Source organism: Collimonas sp. NPDC087041 (assembly GCF_044745265.1).
Taxonomy (GTDB): Bacteria; Pseudomonadota; Gammaproteobacteria; order Burkholderiales; family Burkholderiaceae_D; genus Collimonas.
The window spans coordinates 61,047-81,871 of record NZ_JBIUZX010000007.1 but is presented as its reverse complement, the minus strand read 5'-3'; the positions used below and the strand labels follow the sequence as shown (position 1 = coordinate 81,871).

Sequence of the window (20,825 nt, the reverse complement as noted above, 5' to 3'; positions counted from 1 at the left end):
GCCCAATATCACTATAATCTGACGAAACACACTTCCCCCTTGATCAACGCTTCCCGTTTCCGGCAAAACAGTGGCACACAAACGAATGACGAATACTACAGCGCTCTGGCTGTTCGATCTGGACAACACGCTGCATGATGCATCGCACGCGATTTTTCCGGCGATCCATGACAATATGAATGCATTCATGGCGCGCACGCTGGGTAGTGGCGGCGTCGATGCCGACGCCGCCACGGTCAATGCTACCAGGGAGACTTACTGGCGGCGCTATGGCGCGACTTTGCTGGGCCTGGTCAAGCATCATCAGGTGCGGCCGGAGGATTTTTTGCGGGAAGCGCATCATTTCGACGATTTGTTGAGTATGATTCGGGCCGAACGCGGCTTGATCAATTTGTTGAAGCGGCTGCCCGGCCGCAAGATACTGCTGACCAATGCGCCGCAGCGTTATTCGAGCGACGTGATGCGGCATTTGCGCCTGCAACGGCATTTCGGCAAGCATATCTCGATTGAGTCGATGCACGTGCACCGGCAGTTGCGGCCGAAGCCGTCGCGCCACATGTTGCGGCAATTGATTGCGCGGGAGCGCGTGCCGGCCGGGCGCTGCATTCTGGTGGAGGATACGATCGCTACGCTGAAGGCGGCCAAATGGGTTGGCATGCGCACGGCGTGGGTGACGCAGTACCTGGGGGGCAATCGGAATGTGATAAAGCGCCCCGGCTACGTCGATGTCAAAGTAAAATCCGTCCGGCAGCTGGCAAGGAATTTGCATCGGTTACGTTGAAATTCAGCCGTTCAACGTCTACCATTCCGGGTTTGCCGTCGATGACGGCGATGCCGGCCGACTCAGGCGAAAGCCTGGGCGTTGCAGGGAGTGCAACAACGGCAGGCAGCGTGGCAATTTCGTTTTCTTTATCTCGATCGATTCGATCCATTACTAAAATAAAAATCATGGCAACTAGCAAACCTGGCGAACGCAAACTACAAATCCTGCAGACATTGGCGACAATGCTGGAACAGCCCAAGGGTGAAAAAATCACCACGGCCGCGCTGGCTGCAAAGATCGAGGTATCGGAAGCGGCGCTGTACCGGCACTTCGCCAGCAAGGCGCAGATGTTCGAAGGCCTGATCGAATTCATCGAATCGACCGTGTTCGGTCTGGTCAACCAGATCACCGAGCAGCAGGAAAAAGGCTTGCACCAGGCGCAGGCGATCGCCCTGATGCTGCTCAATTTCGCCGAGCGCAATCCCGGCATGACGCGCGTTATCATCGGCGATGCGCTGGTCAACGAAGACGAACGCCTGCAATTGCGCATGAACCAGTTTGTCGATCGCATCGAGCTGGCGCTGAAGCAGGCGCTGCGGCTCGCCGCTTCGCAAGGCGAAGCGAACGAAGCCGAAGCGACGCTGCGCGCCAACATCCTGACCAGTTTCGTGCTGGGCCGCTGGCAGCGTTTCGCCAAGAGCCGTTTCCAGCACAAGCCGGGTGACGACGCTGCGCAACAGATCGCCCTGATGCTGGTGTAATGATGTTGTTCGGCTGAGTCCATCCCGTTGGATGCGATTTCGCCGAATTTCCCCGATTTTGCATGTCTCGTTGTGGTCTGGCCTGCTTGTCTGGTGGTAGTCGAAAAGCTACACTGGCAGCCGCCAACTCAGTACCCTGCTAACATCTGCGGTCGTGGCGACCGAAGCCGTTGCTGCTGAGCACAAACGCTGAAACCAGGCGTTACCACCATAATGGAGTACATCAAATGAAAAAAGCATGGTTGGGGACCACCCTTTCCGCATTAATGACAGTGGCGTTGGCTGCCAGCTACGGCAGTGCAATCGCCCAGATCAAGGTTGGCGTGAGCGTCTCCGCCACCGGACCCGCAGCCTCGCTCGGCATCCCGGAAAAAAATACCTTCGCGCTGTTGCCGAAGGAAATCGCCGGCCAGAAAGTGCAATACATCGTGCTCGACGATGCCACCGACAGCACCACCGCCGTCAAGAATGCGCGCAAGCTGGTCAGTGAAGAAAAGGTCGACCTGCTGATCGGCTCGACCGCGGTCCCCGGCTCGCTGGCGATGAGTGACGTTGCAGCCGAATCCGGCACGCCGATGATTTCGATGGCGGCTTCGGCGTCGCTGGTCGAACCGGTCGACGCCAAGCGCCGCTGGATTTTCAAGACCCCGCAAAACGACTCGCAGATGGCAACAGCCATCGTCGCCCATATGCTCGATGCCGGCGTCAAGAGCGTGGCTTTCATCGGCTTCTCGGATGCCTACGGCGAAGGCTGGTATCGCGAATTCTCCAAACTGGCTGAACTGCGCAAGATCAAGATCGTCGCCAACGAGCGCTTCGCCCGTCCCGACACATCGGTTACCGGACAAGTGTTGAAGATCGTCAGCGCCAATCCGGATGCGGTGCTGATCGCCGGCGCCGGTACGCCAGCTGCGTTGCCGCAAAAAACCTTGAAGGAGCGCGGCTACAAAGGCAAGATCTATCAGACCCACGGTGTCGCCAATAACGATTTCCTGCGCGTCTGCGGCAAGGATTGCGAAGGCACCTTCCTGCCGGCCGGACCGTTGCTGGTAGCCGAGCAACTGCCGGACAGCAATCCGGTCAAGAAGTCCGCCATGACCTATCGCACTGCCTATGAAAAGGCCTATGGCGTCGGCAGTATTTCCACCTTCGGCGGCCATGCCTGGGACGCCGGCATGTTGCTCGGCGCAGCCGCACCGCAAGCGCTGAAGAAGGGTAAACCTGGCACGCCGGAATTCCGCGCCGCGCTACGCGATGGCATCGAAGCGATCAAGAACCTGCCGGTGTCGCAAGGCATCGTCAACATGAGCCCGACCGACCACGTCGGCTTCGACCAGCGCTCGCGCGTGATGGTGGAAATCGTCAACGGCAAGTGGAAACTGTTGGGCACTGCACAGTAAATGGATCTTTCTATTGCCGCCATCCTGGCCCAGGATGGCATCACCAGCGGCGCCGTCTACGCGCTGCTGGCATTGGCGCTGGTACTGGTGTTTTCAGTCACCCGCGTCATCTTCATTCCGCAAGGCGAGTTCGTCGCCTTTGGTGCACTGACACTGGCCGCAATTCAAGCCGACAAATTTCCCTTGTCGGCGACGTTGCTGGTGCTGCTTGGCATTCTCAGCTTCATCCAGGAAACGGTGACTGCCATACTCGGCCGCAACGGCGAAAGTCGGCCTGCAGTCGTGCGCCGCATTGCCCTGGCTTTCCTGAAGTTTGTGCTGTTGCCGTTGGCGGTCTATGCATTCGCGCGCCTGTACGGTCACGCCACGCTGGCGATGCCGCTGCAGGTTCTGTTGACCTTGTTGATCGTGGTGCCGATGGGGCCAATGGTGTATCGATTGGCGTTCCAGCCGCTGGCGGAAGCCAGCACGCTGGTGCTGCTGATCGTGTCGGTGGCAGTGCATTACGCATTGATTGGCATCGGGCTGCTGATGTTCGGCGCCGAGGGTTCGCGCACCACGCCGTTTTCCGACGCCAGTTTCCAGGTCGGCGGCCTGACTGTATCCGGCCAGAGTTGCGTGATCATCGGCGTGGCATTGCTGCTGATCGTGGCGCTCTATCTGTATTTTGAACGGACCTTGTCCGGCAAAGCACTCCGCGCCACCGCCGTCAATCGTCTCGGCGCGCAGCTGGTCGGCATCGGCACCGTGCAGGCGGGACGCCTGGCATTTACGCTGGCGGCGGCACTGGGCGCCTTGTGCGGCATCCTGATCGCGCCGTTGACCACCGTGTATTACGACAGCGGCTTTCTGATCGGCTTGAAAGGTTTTGTCGGCGCCATCATCGGCGGCCTCGGCAGTTATCCGATTGCCGCTGCCGGCGCCTTGCTGGTCGGTCTGCTGGAATCGTACTCGTCGTTCTGGGCCAGCGCCTTCAAGGAAGTGATCGTCTTTACGCTGATCATCCCGGTGCTGCTGTGGCGTTCGCTAACCAGCAAGCAGGTCGATGAGGGGGATCAATGATGCGTCAGCTCTCCATCGGCAAGCTGCCGTTCATTGTCTTCGCTGCGATCCTGGTTTTACTGCCAATCTTGCCGACGCCAGAATTCTGGATCACGCTGGCCAACTACATCGGCCTGTATGCGATCGTTGCGCTCGGCCTGGTGCTGCTGACCGGCGTCGGCGGCCTGACCTCGTTCGGCCAGGCGGCATTCGTCGGCCTTGGCGCCTATTCGACCGCTTATCTGAGTACCCAGTTCGGCTTGTCGCCATGGCTCGGCCTGCTGGCCGGCTTGTGCGTGACGACGCTGGCGGCCTTGGCCATCGGCGCCATCACGATGCGCTTGTCCGGCCACTATCTGCCGCTCGGCACGATCGCCTGGGCCTTGTCGCTGTATTTTCTGTTCGGTAATCTGGAATTTCTCGGCAAGTACGATGGCTTGAACGGCATTCCGTCCATCAATCTGTTTGGCATCGAGCTCGATACCGGGCGCAAGATGTTTTACCTGATCTGGGTGATCTTGCTGATCGCACTGGCCGGCTTGCAGAACCTGCTGAATTCGCGCCCCGGGCGCGCCATCCGTGCGCTGAACGGCGGTGGTGTGATGGCCGAGGCGATGGGCGTCAATACGGCCTGGATCAAGGTTCTCATCTTTGTATTGGCGGCGTTGCTGGCGAGCGTCTCCGGCTGGCTGTATGCGCACTTGCAGCGCTCGGTGAGCCCGACGCCGTTCGGCCTCAATGCTGGTATCGAATACCTGTTCATGGCGGTGGTTGGCGGCGCCGGTTATGTATGGGGCGCGATCCTCGGATCGGCGCTGTTGACCCTGCTGAAAGATCAACTGCAATCGCTGTTGCCGAAACTGCTGGGCGCCAGCGGCAATTTCGAAACCATCGTATTCGGCATCCTGATGCTGCTGCTGTTGCAGCGCGCCCGCGACGGTTTGTGGCCGTATTTGCGCAAGCTGGTGCCGAGCAAACCGACTGCGGTGGCGCCGCTCTCGGCGACAACATTGCCGGCCCGCGCCCGGCATGCGGATGGCGACGTGGTGTTGGAGATTGAAAACGCGCGCAAGGAATTTGGTGGCCTGGTGGCGGTCAATGACATCAGCTTCAATGTGCGTGCCGGACAGATCGTCGGCTTGATCGGTCCCAACGGCGCCGGCAAGTCGACCATGTTCAACCTGGTCACCGGCGTCTTGCCGCTGACCAGCGGTACGATCCGCTTCCGCGCGCAACGCGAGTTGCAACAGATATCCGGCTTGCCTTCGCGCCAGATCGTGGCGCGCGGCATTGCCCGCACCTTCCAGCACGTGCGGCTGATGCCGGCCATGACGGTGCTGGAAAACGTCGCCATCGGCGCCCATCTGCGCGGCAGCCACAATGATGTCAACGGCATCGCGGCCAGCCTGCTGCGGCTCAACCGTAGTGAAGAACAGACGCTGCTGTTTGAGGCGAAGCAGCAGTTGGAACGCGTCGGCCTCGGGCACTTATTGTATGAAGAGGCTGGCAGTCTGGCGCTCGGTCAGCAGCGTATCCTGGAAATCGCCCGCGCACTGTGTTGCGATCCGACCTTGTTGCTGCTGGACGAACCGGCGGCGGGTTTGCGTTATCAAGAGAAACAGGCGCTGGCGGAATTGCTGCGCAAGCTGAAGGCGGAGGGCATGAGCATTTTGCTGGTGGAGCACGATATGGATTTTGTGATGAACCTGACCGATCAATTGGTGGTGATGGAATTCGGCACCAAAATTGCTCAGGGCTTGCCGGCGGAGATACAGCAAGACCCGGCCGTACTGGAAGCCTATCTGGGAGGCATCGATGACTAATACCGTTGCCAATCCCGTGCTCGAAGTCACCGATCTGCATGTCGCCTACGGCAAGGTCGAGGCGCTGCACGGCGCCAGCCTGCAAGTCGGCTCCGGCCAGATCGTCACCGTCATCGGCCCTAACGGCGCCGGCAAATCGACCATGCTCAACGCGATTGCCGGCGCCATGCCGAACAACGGCAGCATGCGCGGCACCGTGCGTTTGCTGGGCCAGGATACTGCCGGCGTGGCGATCGAAACCCGCGTCGCGCGCGGCATGTGCCTGGTGCCGGAAAAGCGCGAACTGTTCGCCAGCATGACGGTGGAAGACAATCTGCTGTTGGGCAGCTACCGCCGCTACAAGGCCGGCGAGCGCGCTTATGCCGACCAGATGGCGGTCGTGTACGACCTGTTTCCGCGTCTGCAGGAGCGGCGCAAGCAACAGGCTGGCAGCTTGTCTGGCGGCGAACGGCAGATGCTGGCGGTCGGCCGCGCGCTGATGGCCAAGCCGCAGCTGCTGATGCTGGACGAGCCCAGCCTCGGCCTGGCGCCGCTGATCGTCAAGGAAATTTTCCACATCATCGTGCGCCTGAAACAGACCGGCGTGGCGATCCTGCTGGTTGAGCAGAATGCGCGCGCCGCGTTGCAGGCCGCCGATTATGCGTATGTGCTGGAAACCGGCGACATGGCCTTGCAAGGTCCGGCGGCGGAGCTGGCAAATGATCCAAAGGTGATCGACACCTACCTTGGATTGGCGAAGAAAACCCATTGATGCGAATTGATTCGATCAGCGACGCCGGATTCGTCCGGCTTGTGCAGCGCCGCAATTTCTGTGATAAATTTGCTGCTCGCTTAATTAATTAAGCGAGTGTTCTCAGGGCGGGGTGCGATTCCCCACCGGCGGTAATTGCGTGCAATGCGCATAGCCCGCGAGCGCTTGTTGGAGTAGCGACAAGGTCAGCAGACCCGGTGTGATCCCGGGGCCGACGGTATAGTCCGGATAAAGAGAGAACAGGCGGTCCGGTGTTTGCCCGGACGGGCTTGAGTATTGCTGCGCGCGGCTGACGCGTGCAGCGTTGCGATTGCCTGTCGTGTAAATTCTTGCCTCCTTTCGATCCAACACGCCCTGTTTTTATTGATTAAACAGGAGTCAGTCAGATGCAACAGCAACAACACCAGCCAGTCGATATCAAATCCAAAGCACCAACCGCCGTGGCCGGCGAGCGCATCGCTTTCATCCAGGCAGGATGGCACCGCGATATCGTCGATCAATGCCGGATTTCCTTCATTGCCGAAATCGCCAAGTCCGGTTACACCGAAAACGATATCGATTTCTTTGAAGTCGCCGGCGCCTACGAAATCCCGCTGCATGCCAAACTGCTGGCCAACAGCGGCAACTATGCAGCTGTCGTCGCTACCGGCTTAGTGGTGGACGGTGGCATCTATCGTCATGAATTTGTCGCGCAGGCAGTGATCAGCGGCATGATGCAGGTGCAGCTGGAAACGGCGGTGCCGGTGCTGTCGGCGGTGCTGACGCCGCACCATTTCCATGGCGGCGAAGAGCACCACAAATATTTCTATGAGCATTTCCTGGTCAAGGGCGCGGAGGCAGCGCGCGCCTGTGCCGATACGATCCAGAAGGTGTGTGCCTTGAAGGCGCTGCAACAGCCGGTCAATTCGACGCGGGCGCTGCACAGCGCATAAACTGCGTAATCCGCCATCGCTTGCCGGACTAACGGTGGGCGATGGCCGAGGGCTTAAAATCAGGAGTGTGGATGCGTTCCGCACACCAGGCAGCCGGCATCGCGCGCAACGCCGATGCGGCTCCATTCCATGCTGCGTGCATCCAGCATCAGCAACTTGCCGACCAGCGGCGTGCCGATACCGGCGATCAGCTTGAGTGCTTCGGCGGCCTGCATGCTGCCGATGATGCCGACCAGTGGTGCGAACACGCCCATGGTGGCGCAGGCGATTTCTTCAAATTCCCGATCCGGCGGAAACAGGCAGGCATAACAGGGCGAGCTGTCGTCGCGCGCATCGAACACGCTGATCTGGCCGTCGAACTGGATTGCCGCACCCGATACCAGCGGCACTTTCAACGCCACGCAGGCGCGATTGATCGCGTGCCGGGTGGCGAAATTATCGCTGCAGTCGATCACCACGTCAGCGTTGCCAATCAGTTCGGCAAGACGCGCTTCGTCTGCGCGCTCGGCCAGCGCGACGACCTGGATATCCGGATTGATTTGCGCCAGCGCAGTCTTGCCGGAAGCCACTTTGGCCTGGCCGACGCGCTCGCTGGTGTGCAGGATCTGCCGCTGCAGGTTGGTCAGGTCGACCGTATCGTTGTCGACCAGCGTGATGCTGCCAACCCCGGCCGAAGCCAGGTACAGCGCCACCGGCGAGCCGAGGCCGCCGGCGCCGATGACCAGCGCGCGCGCTGCCAGGATTTTCTCCTGGCCTTCGATGTCGATGTCATCCAGCAGGATGTGGCGCGAGTAGCGGAGTAGTTGCTGGTCGTTCATAAGATGCTGTCGATAAAGTCCGGGAATGCGGTGTGGCAGGGCGAAAAAAAGGGCCGCATCGCTGCGACCCTAGTTTAGCCGAAAATAATTTTATTTTTTCTGCTCTTTCTTGATGATGGCGCCGCCGCCGGCCTTGTCATCGTCGAGCGGCGTCTTGTCGTTCTTGTCGCTCTTATCATCCTTGTCGGCATCGCTGCGGCTATCCGGCTTCACCTTGGAGACCTGGACCGGCAAGCCCTTCAACTGGTTGAGAGCCTGCGCCAGCTGGAAATCGTCCTTGCTGCCGTATTCCAGCGGTTTGCGCTTCTTCTCAGCAGCAGCAATCCGTTGCGCTTCTTCCAGCTCATCGACTTTCGGCGAGGTCACTTCCGGGCCCTTGTCGGTGTCGTTGCTCAAATGCTTGGTCAGGTCGGCTTCACGCAGACGCAGGCCGTTCAGGCCGTCGCCGTCAGCGTATTCATCGACCATCACGTCAGGCACGATACCCTTGGCCTGGATCGAGCGGCCGTTCGGCGTGTAGTAGCGGGCAGTGGTCAGCTTGACCGCAGTGGTGCGGTCAGGCGGCAACGCGATCACCGATTGCACCGAACCCTTGCCGAAGGTCTGGGTGCCCATGATGGTCGCACGCTTGTAATCCTGCAGGGCGCCAGCGACGATTTCCGAGGCGGAGGCCGAGCCGGTATTGACCAGTACCACCATCGGCACTTTCTTCAGCGCATCAGGCAGTTTCGCCAGCGGATCGCTGCCTGGATTCGCATAGTATTCGCGCTTGGCGTAGAACGAAGCCTTTGAACTTGGCAACTGGCCGTTGGTGGTGACCACCACTGAATCCTTCGGCAGGAAGGCGGCAGAGACGCCGATCGCGCCTGGCAGCACGCCGCCCGGATCGTTACGCAGGTCCAGCACCAGGCCCTTCAGATTCGGCTCCTGGGCGTAGATTGCCGCAATCTTCTTGGCCATGTCGTCGACCGTCGGTTCCTGGAACTGGGTCACGCGCAGCCACGCATAGCCCGGCTCGACCACTTTGGCCTTGACGCTCTGCACCTTGATTTCCTGGCGCGTGATGCCGATGATCAGCGGCTTGTCTTCATCCTTGCGGGAAATGGTCAGCGTGATCTTGGTGTTCGGCTCGCCACGCATGCGCTTGACCGCCTGGTCCAGGGTCATACCCTTGACCGGGGCTCCATCGAGGCGGGTGATCAGGTCGCCGGCCTTGATCCCGGCCCGGTAGGCCGGCGAATCTTCGATCGGCGAGACGACCTTGATGTAGCCGTCTTCCATCCCGACTTCAATGCCGAGGCCGACAAACTTGCCTTGTGTGCTCTCGCGCAACTCCTTGTAGGCCTTCTTGTCCAGATAGGCCGAGTGCGGATCGAGCGACGCCACCATGCCGGAAATGGCTTCGGTCAGCAGTTTTTTATCATCCGCCGGTTCGACGTAGTCGGACTTGATCAGTCCAAATACATCGGCCAGTTGCCGCAGTTCTTCCAGTGGCAAAGGAGCAGCAGCGCTCTTCTGCGCAATGGCGTCGAACTGGATTGAGGCGCCGATCCCTGCGATCACGCCCAAGCTGATGAGACCGATATTCTTGAGTTTACTGCCCATGTTTCACCTAGTAGTTACCCATCCGAGTGGGTCAAACGCACGGCCCTGATGCCGAATTTCAAAGTATAAACCCGATTGTTCGTTACCGCCGCTGTTGCCTGCACTGGCAATCACATCGCCGGTTTTGACCGCGTCGCCGGGCCGCTTCAATAATGCCTGATTATTACCGTAAATGGTCATGTACTGGTTGCCGTGGTCAACAATGATCAGATTGCCGAAGCCGCGCAGCCAGTCGGCAAAGACCACGCGGCCGGCGGCTACCGCCTTGACCTCGGTGCCTTCCGGAGTGCGGATAAACAGTCCTTTCCAGGTCGGACCATCGCCGCGCTTGGAGCCGAAACGCGCCATCAGGTCGCCGCGCACCGGCAACCGCAGCTGGCCGCGCAGCGATTCGAACGGCCGCCCATAGGCGTCATCCTTGGCATCGGCCTGCGGCGTCAGATCATTGCGGCCGATCGGGGCCGACGGCGTTTCGGCGACGGTTGGTGCGGGCGTTGGTGTGGCTGCAGTTGGCGGCTGGTCGTCGTCGATGGCATCCGGATTGACCGCTTTCGGCTTGTCCCGGGTGTCAGTCGACGGTGGCGTCTTCCTCGCCAGCGCGGCGGCGCGCTGTTGCTCCAGCGCTTTCTGGCGCTCGCGAGCGGCTTGGGCCTTGGCTTGCGCCTGGGCCTGCGCCTGTGCCAGTTGCTGTTGGCGCAGTTTCTCGCGGGCGGCGGCATCGGCTTTCTTTTGCGCCTCGATCAATTGGTCGAGGCGGTCGACTAGGCCAGACAGGCGTTGGTCGTCGCGCTGGATATTGCCGACTTCCTTGCGCTGGCTGGCCAATTTGCCGGACAACTGGCTCAGCAGCGTGGCGCGCTTGGCTTTTTCCTTCTCGAGCAGGGCCTTTTGGTCGCGTTGTTCCTGGGCAATCTCATCCAGGTCATCCTTGGCATTCTGGGTTTCGCTCTGGTTGGCTTCGACCGCCGCCAGGTTGGCGCGCAGCGATTCCAGTAATTTGGCTTGTGCCTGCGACACATAACCCATGTATTGCAGGTCGCGATTGATGCGGTTCGGATTGTCGCCCGACAGCAGCAGCTTGATGCGGTCTTCGTTGCCCGCAATGTACTGTTGGCGCAGCAGGTTGGCCAGTTGGGTCTGCTGGGCTGCCACGGTTTTGCTGAGTTCGTCGTGTTTCTTGGCCAGCTGGGCCAGTTTGGCCTGGGTCTGGCCTTGCTCTGCGCTCAGGTCGCGCAACGAGCGGTTGGCTTTGGAAATGGCGCCTTCGGAATCGGCCAGGGCGTCGCTGGCATTGTCTTTTTCGGTTTCAGTCTGGCTAATGTCGCGCTTGAGGACGTCGAGTTTTTCGCGCAAGTCGGCCCGCTGCGCTTCCGCCGCCTGCTTTTGCTTGCTGCGTTCAGTCACCTTGGGGGCGGCAACGACCGCAGCCGGCAGCGCCGATCCCAGCGCTGTCACCAGAATCAACGTTGCCGCCGCCAGCCGCCGTTTGGCGGCACGGCCGTGCCTGCAAATGCCCAGCACTTTCTCCAGCGAGATATTTATTTCGCTTTCCCCTGGCTGGCGACCGCGTTCATCGCCGCTTCGATCGCAGCCTGGTCGCCCAGGTAGTAGCTCTTGATCGGCTTCAGGTCGGCATCCAGTTCGTACACCAGCGGCTGGCCGTTGGGGATGTTGAGGCCGACGATATCATCGTCGGAGATGCCGTCCAGCATCTTGATCATGGCGCGCAGGCTGTTGCCATGGGCCGAGATGATGATGCGCTTGCCGCTGCGGATTGCCGGTGCGATCTCGTCGTTCCAGAATGGCAGGACGCGGGCCACAGTATCCTTCAGGCATTCGGTCAGCGGGATTTCTTCGCGTTTCAGGCCGGCGTAGCGCGGATCGTTGTAGGAGGTACGCGGATCGCTTGGTTCCAGCGGCAGCGGCGGGGTGTCATAGCTGCGGCGCCACACCATGACTTGCTCGTCGCCGTACTTGGCCGCGGTTTCAGCCTTGTTCAAGCCTTGCAGCGCGCCGTAGTGACGTTCGTTGAGACGCCAGCTGTGCTTGACCGGCAGCCACATCAGATCCATCTCGTCGAGTGTGCCCCACAGCGTGCGGATGGCGCGCTTGAGCACCGACGTGTACGCCAGGTCGAAGGTGAAACCGGCCTGTTTCAGCAAATTACCGGCTTGCTTGGCTTCCGCCACGCCTTTTTCAGTGAGGTCGACATCGACCCAGCCGGTGAAGCGGTTGGCCAGGTTCCAGGTGGATTCGCCGTGGCGCATCAATACGATTTTATACATAGTAAATTGCGGGACAGAGTTTAAGAGCCACCGCAGCGTGGCGAATTACTCTGTCCTCAACTGATCAGATAAAAGGTTAAATTACAAAGAAAGCATGAGATACAAACTGCGAAACTGCAAAATTCATGCTTGTTGGCCACGATGCAATAGCAACAACGCACCAGACTTTTTCGCGGGACCCGATACGAATTGAATGGCGCTGCAGCTTCTATTTTATAATGGCGGGATTGACTAATACCATTGGATCCCTGTGAAATTCTTGATTGATAACATTTTTCTGGTTGCCGTAGCAATTTTGTCTGGTGGCGCACTGTTGCTGCCGTTGTTGCAAAAACGCGGTAATCGGGTAACTACCCTGCAAGCGACCCAATTCATTAACCAGGGCAAAACATTGATACTGGACGTGCGCGACAGCGACGCCTTTGCCGCCAGCCACCTGATCGACGCCAAGAACATCCCGTTGAAGGACTTGCCGCAGCGTATCGCCGAACTCGACAAGTTTAAAGCAAAGACTGTGGTGGTGGTGTGCCAGACCGGCACCCAGTCGTCGAAAGCTGTTGCCCAGCTGGCTCAGGCCGGCTTCGCGCAGGCTTACAGCCTGGATGGCGGGATTGCCGCCTGGCAGACCCAAGGTTTGCCGACCGTCAAATAAATACCCTGTCGCGGAGCCGGTAGCCCGTAGGGTGGGCAAAGTTTTTTTGCCCACGCGTTGCTGCGGCGACCGACGAAGGCAACATTGACGTAACGTGTGGGCACAAATGCCCACCTTACGCTCCGTACGGATTGAATAAGCCGGATCGGGCCCCAGTTAATTAATACCCGGTCCAGGCCTTGAAAGGAAGAAGCATGACTGCCCACGTTGTAATGTATAGCACTGCCGTATGCCCATATTGCATCCGCGCCGAACAGTTGTTAAAAGCCAAAGGCGTGGAAAATATCGAAAAGATCAGGATCGACCTTGATCCTGCGCAGCGCGATACGATGATGCAGAAGACCGGCCGTCGCACCGTGCCGCAAATATATATCGGCGAAACGCACGTTGGCGGCTTCGATGACTTGCATGCGCTCGATCGTGATGGCAAGCTTGAGCCCCTGCTGCAAAATGCCTGATTTTCGGTAATAGCTGTTATTGTCACCTGTTGCAAAGGGATGGCTTTTTCTGCTATTTATTTGCTGCTATTTATCTTATTTTAAAATTAACTGAAAGAGTGTCATGGCTGAAGAGAACCAACAAGCAGAGCAATCGGCACAACCGGTGTTCCAGATTCAACGCGTATACCTGAAGGATTTGTCGCTTGAGCAACCAAATTCGCCGGCCATTTTCCTCGAACAGGAAGCACCGCAAATCGAAGTCGCGGTAGATGTTGGCGCCGAAGCGCTGGCTGAAGGCATTTTCGAATCGACCGTGACGGTCACCGTGACCGCCAAGGTCAAGGACAAGGTAGCGTTCCTGGTCGAAGGCAAGCAAGCCGGTATTTTCGAACTGCGCAATATCCCGACCGAACAACTGGATCCGCTGCTCGGCATCGGTTGCCCGAACATCGTTTATCCTTACCTGCGCGCCAACCTGGCCGATGCCATCACCCGCGCCGGCTTCCCGCCGATCCACCTGGCCGAAATCAATTTCGAAGTGTTCTACCAGCAGCGTCTGCAAGCGCTGGCTGAGCAACAACAAAAAGGTAGCGGCGACAGTATCGCAGTTGACGGATCGACTGCAATCAACTGATTCTGCACAGCTTTAGCTTGTGGAGTAGGACAGGGCCAAGCCACGCGTCAGCGCGACGGCTGGCCCTTTGCCGTTGTTGATGAGTAGACAGGAAAGTTGCCGGTTGCCGGGAAACTTTGCTTTGCGGAAGCCTGTCTCAAGCTTCGGGTATAAGAAAAAACTGCCAGGAACGAACAGGGCGGAGAGCGCAACGTAATCCGTCCCGGCCAGCAAGAGCTACATTTGGAGACCGTTAGATGAAATTTGTACGCATAGCCGCTTCCGTCACGCTGTCGCTGGGAAGCTTGCTTGGTCTCGCCAATTCCGCGCATGCACTCGATTTCAAGTCGATTGGCGCTGCGCCGGTGATCCTGTACGATGCGCCGTCCGAAAAAGGCCGTCGCGTAGCTGTCGCACCGCGCGGCATGCCGGTTGAAGTGGTGCTGACTTACGGCGAATGGACCAAGGTGCGTGACGCCAGCGGCGATCTGTCATGGCTGCAGTCGAAGGGCCTGGTCGGCAAGCGCAATCTGCAAGTCAGTGTCGCCAATGCCAAGATCCGCGCCAATCCCGACGATGCTGCAGCAGTGGTGTTCAGCGCCGATAAAGGCGTCTTGCTGGAATTGGTTGATCCAGTGGCATCCGGCTGGGCCAAGGTACGTCACCGCGACGGCCAGACCGGCTATGTCAAGGCGGCCGAGGTTTGGGGCGACTGAGTTTCCCCAGTTGTTTTACGATTAGTCTTAAATTCCCCAATGAATCCGGACGCCAGGCGTCATCGTAGCGCACACTCTGACTGTCGCGTTCCCGGAACTTGTCCCAGAAATAACAAGCGAGTAACCGCCCGTGCCATCTGATCTCACTATTTCTCCCATGAATATCACTGTGCTCGGCGCCGGAGCGTGGGGCACTGCACTGGCGATCGCGTTGGCGCAGCGGCATCGGGTAACGCTGTGGGGACGCAATCCGGACACCATGGCCGCTGCCGCCGCGCAGCGCGAAAACTCTGTTTATCTTCCAGGCTTCCCGCTGCCGGACAATCTATTGCTCAGCGCCGATTTCGAACAAGCCATCCGCCATGTGACGACCGACGCCGCTGCCGCCAACAGCGAAGCGCTGTTGATCGTGGCCTCTTCGGTGGCCGGTTTGCGCGAACTGGCGCAGCAATTGAAGGCATATCCGATCCCCAATATCGTCTGGCTGTGCAAAGGCTTCGAAGAGAACACGCGCCTGCTGCCGCACCAGATCGTGCGGCAGGTGCTGGGCCAGGCGATTCCGGCTGCCGCCTTGTCGGGGCCGTCTTTCGCGCAGGAAGTCGCGCGCGGCTTGCCGTGCGCATTGTCGGTCGCCAGCGGACACGCCGGGTTGTGCGAGCAGGTGGTTGCGGCGGTGCATGGCGGCCATATCCGGGTCTACTCGACTGATGACCTGGTTGGCGTCGAAGTTGGTGGCGCGGTAAAGAATATTCTGGCGATCGCCACCGGCGTTGCCGATGGCCTGGGTCTCGGCCTCAACGCGCGGGCGGCGTTGATCACCCGCGGCCTGGCGGAAATCACGCGATTGGGCGTGGCCCTTGGCGGCCGCAGCGAAACCTTCATGGGATTGTCGGGCGTCGGCGATTTGATCCTGACCTGCACCGGCGACCTGTCGCGCAATCGCCGGGTCGGACTGGGTCTGGCGCAAGGCAAGAAGCTGGAATCGATCGTGACCGAACTGGGCCATGTGGCCGAGGGGGTGCGTTGCGCCGCTGCGGTGCGTGCATTGGCGCAAGAGCGCGGAATTGATATGCCGATCACCAATGCGGTAGCCGGCCTGCTGTTCGATGGCGATTCGCTGGAAGCTGTTATGGAGTTGCTATGGTCGCGCAATCCGCGCGAAGAGTCGGCCTGACTGTTCTTGAAGGAGCCATACCAGTGGCGTTCGATCGCGCGGCCAGGCGTGGCGTGCAATGCTGCCGCGCCGGTTGGAAGTAATACCATTTCTATGTGTCAAAACAGTGACAAAATTCCAGTAGATACACTCTTGAGAATTAAGTATATTTTCATGCTTGTGAGCAAGGATTGCGGCATATAATCGCCCTTTCCAAATATGGCCATGGCTTTTTGATAAGGAAAGAAATGCTGAACACAATGCACCCGTCTATTCGACATCGCTCCGCAGCTGTCATGCAGCGCGGGTTTACGCTGATTGAAATCATGGTGGTGGTTGTGATCATGGGCATTCTTGCGGCTTTGGTCGTGCCCAAGCTCATGGGCCGCACCGACGATGCGCGGATCCAGGCCGCGCGCCAGGACATCGGCACGCTGATGCAGGCGCTCAAGCTGTACAAGCTCGATAACCAGCGTTATCCGACGACAGAGCAGGGGCTGCAGGCATTGGTCACCAAGCCGACCAGCGGCCCGGCCGCCAACGGCTGGAAAACCGGCGGTTATATCGACAAGCTGCCGAAGGACCCTTGGGGTAATCCATATCAATTCCTGTCGCCCGGCATCAAGGGTGAAGTGGACATATTTTCGTACGGCGCCGATGGCCAGCCGGGCGGTGAGGGTGTCGACGCCGATATCGGCTCGTGGGATCTGTAATGTCTCTCATGGCGCATCGCAATTTGCGCGCGCGCCAGATTCCAGCCATTGCATGCCGTGGCTTTACCTTGCTGGAGTTGCTGGTGGTGGTGGTCATCGCCGGCATCACCCTTGGCGTGGTCTCGCTTAACGCTTTTCGCAGCGATCGCCAGGTCGTGCAGAACGATGCGCAACGCATCGCACTGTTGTTGCAGCTGACGCGTGAAGAGGCCATCCTGCGCAACCGGCCGACGGCGTTTGAAGCCGACGCCAACGGCTATCGCTTCCTGGTGCGTGAAGAAAACGGCTGGCAGCCGCTGAGCCAGGATGAGATGCTGCGTCAGCGCGATTTCAAACGGACGCCGATGCAATTGTCGATGACGCCGCCGCCGCTGGAAAATGGCGCCCCGAACTCCTTGCGCATCGTCTTCGGCCGCGAACCGGTCGACAAGCCCTTCGCCTTGACCATGGCCAATGGCGACAGCAGTGTCGTGATTCGCGCCGACGGCATCGGTCATTTTGCGGTCGAATAGATGCCTATCCAATACACGTCTTGCCATCGCCGCAAAGCCGGATTCACCCTGCTGGAAGTGCTGGTGGCATTGGTCATTGTCGGCACCGCGCTCGGCGCCAGCCTGCGTGCAGTTGGTAGCCTGACGCAAAACGGCAACGGCCTGCGGGCGGCAATGATGGCGACCTGGTCGGCCGAAAATCGCCTGACGCAAATCCGTCTTGGTCACGAGTGGCCCGGCATTGGCAATCGCTCCTTCGATTGCTCGCAAGGGGAGCTGCAGCTGCGCTGCGAAGAGCACGTGATGGGCACGCCGAATCCTTATTTCCGCCGCGTCGAAGTCTCGGTGTTCGATGCCGGCGACGCCGCACGGCGTATCGTCAATTTGTCGCAGGTGGTGCCGAATGTGCGTTAACAAGGTGCCGCAGAAATCCTCTTCCGGTTTTACGCTGGTTGAAATGATCATCGCGATCACCATCCTGGCGATGGTGGCGATACTCGGCTGGCGTGGGCTCGACGGCATAGTTCGTTCGCGCATAGCGTTGACCACCGAAATGGAGCAGACGCGTGGCATGCAACTGACTTTCGCCCAGTTGCAAAGTGATTGCGCCCAATTGGCGCCCATCAGCCTGATGCTGACGCGCCCAACCTTGCTGGCGACGCAGGATCGCCTGCTGATGGTGCGGCTGGTGTTTGCCGAAGATCAGCCAACCCGCGTGCAGGTGGTCGATTATCGCCTGCGCAATGGCGTACTGACGCGCCAGGAATCGCTGGCGACGCGCGACCTGAATGTGCTCGACGGACTGTGGCAAAGTGCGCTCAACGACGCCGGCGATAATCCCGAGAATAGTCAGGCAGTGACGCTGCAATCCGATCTTGCTTCGATGCAGATGCAATTGTGGGGCAGCGATGGCCAGGGCTGGCGGCCACCGGCTGCGGCTTCTGCCGGCAGCCAGGATACCAGCGCCAACGCCAATCAATGGACCGGCTTGCAGGTGGCGTTGCAGCTGCGCGGCCGTAACGGCAGCATGCTCAAGACTTTTCTGCTGGGGGCCGCATGAGACCCTCGCTCAGAAAACAATACACTCAACGCGGCGTGGCAGTGGTGACGGCCCTGTTGCTGACCACGCTGGCGGTGACCATCGTCGCCAGCTTGTTCTGGCAGCAGCAGGTCCAGGTGCGCTCGATCGAAAACCAGCGCCTGCAATTGCAGAAAGACTGGATCATGCGCGGTGCGCTGGACTGGGCCAGCATGATCCTGCGCGCCAGCGGTCGCCAGTTCAACTACGATCATCTGGGGCAACCCTGGGCGGCGCCGCTGGCCGAAACCCGGCTCGACCAATATGCGGATGACGCCCAATCGGCAGACGATGCCGGCGATGCGGTGCTGTCCGGCAGCATCGTCGATGCGCAATCGCGCTACAACCTGAATAACCTGAGCGTCAACGGCGTCGTCAGTCCCACCGAGTTGCTGATGTTCCAGCGTCTTTTATCCAACCTGCGTCTTTCAACCGGCCTGGCCACTGTCGTCGCGCAGGCGATCGCCAGCAGCCAGCCGCTGACAACGCCGGCGGGGCAGCAGGCGCCGGCCAATTCCGGCAATGCCACGCTGCCAATGCTACAGGTCGACGACCTGCTGGCATTGCCGGGCTTCCAGCCTGCGATGGTGCGTCAGTTGAAGGATTTCGTGGTGGTGCTGCCGACCAGTTCGACGGCGCCGACGCCGGTCAATGTCAATACTGCGCCGCCGGAGGTGTTGGCCGCGCGTTTCGCCAATCTATCTTTGACCGAGGCGAATACCTTGGTAGCCGCCCGGCGCTCGGCGCCGTTCCTGGATACAAACAGCTTGTCGGCGCAAATGACGCAGTTATTCGGCAAGTCATTTCCGGAGGCTGCCAATCCGAGCCTGGTCAGCGTCGCCACCAACTTTTTTTTGGTGAACGGCAAGATTCGCATGGGGCGGGCCGGGCTCAATACCGTATCCTTGCTACAGCGCATTAATAATCGCACCGGCAGCATCATCGTGTGGATCCGAGAACTATAAATGGATAAAACGTCTTGAGCACTTTATACATCCGCTTACCTGCAAGAACCACGCTCGACAGCGCGGCGGCGGTGCCGATGCCGGATTGCCGCTTCGCGCTGGTATCCGATCAGGGCCGCATTACGCGCCAGGGCAGTGAGCAGCTGTCCGGCCTGGCCGAGCCGATCGCCGCCGCCACACGGGTGGTGCTGATCCTGGCTGCCGCTGATGTCAACTTGCTGCAGTTGCAGGTGCCGCCATTGAGCGATACCAAGCTGAAGCTGGCGTTGCCGAATCTGGTTGAAGAACAATTACTCGCCGACCCATCCGATTGCGTGATCGTCGCCGGCCGCAAGCGCGGTGCCGCGGATAACTCGCGCCTGATCGCGGTGGTGCAGCGGGATTGGCTGGAACTGCTGGTCAAGACACTGCGCGCATTGGGCGCGAATCAATTGCAGGCATGGCCGGGCCAGCTGTGCCTGCCGTTGCGCGAACCTGACACGTCGGTTGCCGCCATCACCGATCACGGCGGCGATATTGATGTGGCGCTGCGGACCTCGAAGGAGCAAGGACTGGGCTGGTCGCTGGCGCCGGTATCCGGCCAATCGGTGGCGCACGAAGTGCTGGGCGCGCTGGCTGCCGTGGCGCCGCAACAGGCGCTCACCTTGTACGTGCCGCAATCGAGTGTCGCGGCTTATCAGGAACTGGGGGCCGAACAGGTAACGGTGCAGCCCGACGACTGGTCGCACTGGATCGCCGGGGCGCAGGAATTGTCGCGCGGCGGCATCGACCTGATGGGCGGTTTGACCGCCAGCGCTGCCGGCACCGAATTCAGCTGGCGCCGTTGGCGTTGGCCGTTGGGTTTGGCGGCGGCGCTGCTGCTGGTCAATGTGGTCAGCCTGAATTACGACTGGTTGCGCATGCGGCGCGAAGCCGGCAGCCTGCGTGCCGGCATGATGCAAAACTATCGTGCCGCTTTTCCTAAAGAAACCGTGATCGTCGATCCGATCGCCCAGGCCAAGCAAAAGATCACCGCCGCCGAGCGCAGCGGCGGCCAATTGGCGCCGGATGATTTCATCGCGCTTGCAGCCGCGTTTGGCGCAGCCTGGGCCGGCGTACCGCAAAGCGCGGATGTCAGCGCCATTGCGGCGCTGGAATATCGCGACCACCATCTGCTGGTGCGTCTGAAGAATGCCGCCGATGCCGATGCGGTCGAAGCGCAAATCAAGGCCGCGCTGCAGGCGAATCGGCTGACACTGAGCAAGCCGGCTACCGGCGTATGGCAAATCGGGAGTGGCAAGTAATGGCGGCAACGAATCCAATGCAGCAAGCCTGGGGAAAAATCCGCGCGCCGATGGCCGTCTACTGGTCGCAACGGAATCAGCGCGAACGCCGTTTGCTCGGTTCTGCCGCCGCAGTGATCGTACTGGCATGCGTCTATCTGTTGTTGATCGATCCGGCCTGGAGCGGCCGTATCCGTTTGCAAAAGGATCTGCCGGTGCTGCGCCAGCAGGCCGCCGAGTTGCAAGCGCTGACCGCCAAGGCAGTGTCTCTGGCCGGCCAGCAGGCGGAGCGGCCGGCTGCGCCGTTGACCAAGGAAGCGGTCGAGACGGCATTGAAGGTCAAGGGATTGAGTGCGCAAAGCGTCGCGCTCAGCGGCGATATGGCCAAGGTGCAGTTGTCCGGGGTAGCGTTCGCCGGCTTGCTCGACTGGCTCAACGATGCGCAAACGAACGGCCAGTGGCAAGTGGTGGATGCCAACATCAGCACGCCTGCCGGGGGCAACGCCCAGCCCGGCGTGGTCAATGCTTCGCTTACCTTGTGGCAGCAGAAGCATGAGTAATGG

Annotated in this window: 23 protein-coding genes and 1 riboswitch; of the genes, 19 read left to right on the top strand and 4 right to left on the bottom strand. The window is 59.9% G+C overall.

Annotation, left to right across the window (positions count from 1 at the left end; all coding sequences use genetic code 11):
- The first annotated feature begins 85 nt into the window (after positions 1 to 85).
- From ACIPF8_RS14465 to ACIPF8_RS14435, 7 genes are all read left to right on the top strand, one after another.
- Positions 86 to 781, top strand: coding sequence for an HAD-IA family hydrolase (locus tag ACIPF8_RS14465; RefSeq protein WP_400422026.1), 696 nt, complete (start codon positions 86 to 88; stop codon positions 779 to 781).
- Between the two features lie 167 nt (positions 782 to 948).
- Positions 949 to 1,524 carry a nucleoid occlusion factor SlmA gene (gene slmA / locus ACIPF8_RS14460; RefSeq protein WP_400422023.1) on the top strand — a complete coding sequence of 192 codons (576 nt, stop codon included), beginning with the start codon at positions 949 to 951 and terminating at the stop codon, positions 1,522 to 1,524.
- 266 nt (positions 1,525 to 1,790) lie between these two features.
- Positions 1,791 to 2,924, top strand: a complete 1,134-nt coding sequence (locus tag ACIPF8_RS14455) for an ABC transporter substrate-binding protein (protein ID WP_400422442.1) — start codon at positions 1,791 to 1,793, stop codon at positions 2,922 to 2,924.
- Positions 2,925 to 3,986 carry a branched-chain amino acid ABC transporter permease gene (locus ACIPF8_RS14450; RefSeq protein WP_400422020.1) on the top strand — a complete coding sequence of 354 codons (1,062 nt, stop codon included), beginning with the start codon at positions 2,925 to 2,927 and terminating at the stop codon, positions 3,984 to 3,986.
- Positions 3,983 to 5,788, top strand: coding sequence for an ATP-binding cassette domain-containing protein (locus ACIPF8_RS14445; protein ID WP_400422018.1), 1,806 nt, complete (start codon positions 3,983 to 3,985; stop codon positions 5,786 to 5,788). The genes ACIPF8_RS14450 and ACIPF8_RS14445 overlap by 4 nt, the downstream gene beginning before the upstream one ends.
- The gene (locus ACIPF8_RS14440) at positions 5,781 to 6,539 is read left to right on the top strand and encodes an ABC transporter ATP-binding protein (RefSeq protein ID WP_400422016.1); all 759 of its coding nucleotides are present in this window, start codon (positions 5,781 to 5,783) and stop codon (positions 6,537 to 6,539) included. The genes ACIPF8_RS14445 and ACIPF8_RS14440 overlap by 8 nt, the downstream gene beginning before the upstream one ends.
- 94 nt (positions 6,540 to 6,633) lie before the next feature.
- Positions 6,634 to 6,784, top strand: a riboswitch (FMN riboswitch).
- 141 nt (positions 6,785 to 6,925) lie between these two features.
- Positions 6,926 to 7,471, top strand: coding sequence for a 6,7-dimethyl-8-ribityllumazine synthase (locus tag ACIPF8_RS14435; RefSeq protein ID WP_400422015.1), 546 nt, complete (start codon positions 6,926 to 6,928; stop codon positions 7,469 to 7,471).
- A gap of 59 nt (positions 7,472 to 7,530) precedes the next feature.
- Here the strand turns inward: ACIPF8_RS14435 and ACIPF8_RS14430 are convergent, their stop codons facing one another.
- From ACIPF8_RS14430 to gpmA, 4 genes are all read right to left on the bottom strand, one after another.
- Positions 7,531 to 8,289, bottom strand: a complete 759-nt coding sequence (locus ACIPF8_RS14430) for a HesA/MoeB/ThiF family protein (RefSeq protein ID WP_400422012.1) — start codon at positions 8,287 to 8,289, stop codon at positions 7,531 to 7,533.
- Between the two features lie 90 nt (positions 8,290 to 8,379).
- Positions 8,380 to 9,894: a S41 family peptidase gene (locus ACIPF8_RS14425; protein WP_400422011.1), complete on the bottom strand. Its 1,515-nt coding sequence runs from the start codon at positions 9,892 to 9,894 to the stop codon at positions 8,380 to 8,382.
- 3 nt (positions 9,895 to 9,897) lie between these two features.
- On the bottom strand, positions 9,898 to 11,349 hold the full coding sequence (locus tag ACIPF8_RS14420; protein ID WP_400422439.1) for a murein hydrolase activator EnvC family protein: 1,452 nt from the start codon (positions 11,347 to 11,349) through the stop codon (positions 9,898 to 9,900).
- Positions 11,350 to 11,432: 83 nt separating this feature from the next.
- The gene (gpmA, locus tag ACIPF8_RS14415; protein WP_400422009.1) at positions 11,433 to 12,179 is read right to left on the bottom strand and encodes a 2,3-diphosphoglycerate-dependent phosphoglycerate mutase; all 747 of its coding nucleotides are present in this window, start codon (positions 12,177 to 12,179) and stop codon (positions 11,433 to 11,435) included.
- Between the two features lie 250 nt (positions 12,180 to 12,429).
- On the opposite strand from gpmA, the gene ACIPF8_RS14410 reads away from it, so the two are divergent.
- The 12 genes from ACIPF8_RS14410 (at position 12,430) to gspM (ending at position 20,822) form a co-directional block, all read left to right on the top strand.
- Positions 12,430 to 12,831, top strand: a complete 402-nt coding sequence (locus tag ACIPF8_RS14410) for a rhodanese-like domain-containing protein (RefSeq protein WP_400422006.1) — start codon at positions 12,430 to 12,432, stop codon at positions 12,829 to 12,831.
- Positions 12,832 to 13,025: 194 nt separating this feature from the next.
- Positions 13,026 to 13,289 carry a glutaredoxin 3 gene (gene grxC, locus ACIPF8_RS14405; protein WP_400422005.1) on the top strand — a complete coding sequence of 88 codons (264 nt, stop codon included), beginning with the start codon at positions 13,026 to 13,028 and terminating at the stop codon, positions 13,287 to 13,289.
- A 103-nt stretch (positions 13,290 to 13,392) separates the two neighbouring features.
- Positions 13,393 to 13,905 (top strand): protein-export chaperone SecB, encoded by a 513-nt coding sequence (secB, locus tag ACIPF8_RS14400; RefSeq protein WP_400422003.1) that lies wholly within the window; start codon positions 13,393 to 13,395, stop codon positions 13,903 to 13,905.
- Positions 13,906 to 14,141: 236 nt separating this feature from the next.
- Entirely contained in the window at positions 14,142 to 14,600 is a 459-nt protein-coding gene (locus tag ACIPF8_RS14395; RefSeq protein ID WP_400422000.1) for an SH3 domain-containing protein, read from the top strand.
- A 157-nt stretch (positions 14,601 to 14,757) separates the two neighbouring features.
- Positions 14,758 to 15,774 (top strand): NAD(P)H-dependent glycerol-3-phosphate dehydrogenase, encoded by a 1,017-nt coding sequence (locus ACIPF8_RS14390; RefSeq protein ID WP_400421997.1) that lies wholly within the window; start codon positions 14,758 to 14,760, stop codon positions 15,772 to 15,774.
- A gap of 227 nt (positions 15,775 to 16,001) precedes the next feature.
- Positions 16,002 to 16,466: a type II secretion system major pseudopilin GspG gene (gene gspG / locus ACIPF8_RS14385; RefSeq protein WP_400421994.1), complete on the top strand. Its 465-nt coding sequence runs from the start codon at positions 16,002 to 16,004 to the stop codon at positions 16,464 to 16,466.
- Entirely contained in the window at positions 16,466 to 16,978 is a 513-nt protein-coding gene (locus ACIPF8_RS14380; RefSeq protein ID WP_400421992.1) for a GspH/FimT family pseudopilin, read from the top strand. The genes gspG and ACIPF8_RS14380 overlap by 1 nt, the downstream gene beginning before the upstream one ends.
- Complete coding sequence (gene gspI / locus ACIPF8_RS14375; protein ID WP_400421989.1) at positions 16,979 to 17,371, top strand: type II secretion system minor pseudopilin GspI; 393 nt, start codon at positions 16,979 to 16,981, stop codon at positions 17,369 to 17,371. It begins immediately after the preceding gene.
- Positions 17,361 to 18,017: a type II secretion system protein J gene (locus tag ACIPF8_RS14370; protein WP_400421987.1), complete on the top strand. Its 657-nt coding sequence runs from the start codon at positions 17,361 to 17,363 to the stop codon at positions 18,015 to 18,017. The genes gspI and ACIPF8_RS14370 overlap by 11 nt, the downstream gene beginning before the upstream one ends.
- Positions 18,014 to 19,000 (top strand): type II secretion system minor pseudopilin GspK, encoded by a 987-nt coding sequence (gene gspK, locus ACIPF8_RS14365; RefSeq protein WP_400421985.1) that lies wholly within the window; start codon positions 18,014 to 18,016, stop codon positions 18,998 to 19,000. Before ACIPF8_RS14370 ends, gspK begins: the two co-directional genes overlap by 4 nt.
- 14 nt (positions 19,001 to 19,014) lie before the next feature.
- Positions 19,015 to 20,283 (top strand): type II secretion system protein GspL, encoded by a 1,269-nt coding sequence (gene gspL / locus ACIPF8_RS14360; RefSeq protein ID WP_400421983.1) that lies wholly within the window; start codon positions 19,015 to 19,017, stop codon positions 20,281 to 20,283.
- Positions 20,283 to 20,822: a type II secretion system protein GspM gene (gene gspM / locus ACIPF8_RS14355; protein ID WP_400421982.1), complete on the top strand. Its 540-nt coding sequence runs from the start codon at positions 20,283 to 20,285 to the stop codon at positions 20,820 to 20,822. Before gspL ends, gspM begins: the two co-directional genes overlap by 1 nt.
- Positions 20,823 to 20,825 lie beyond the last annotated feature (3 nt).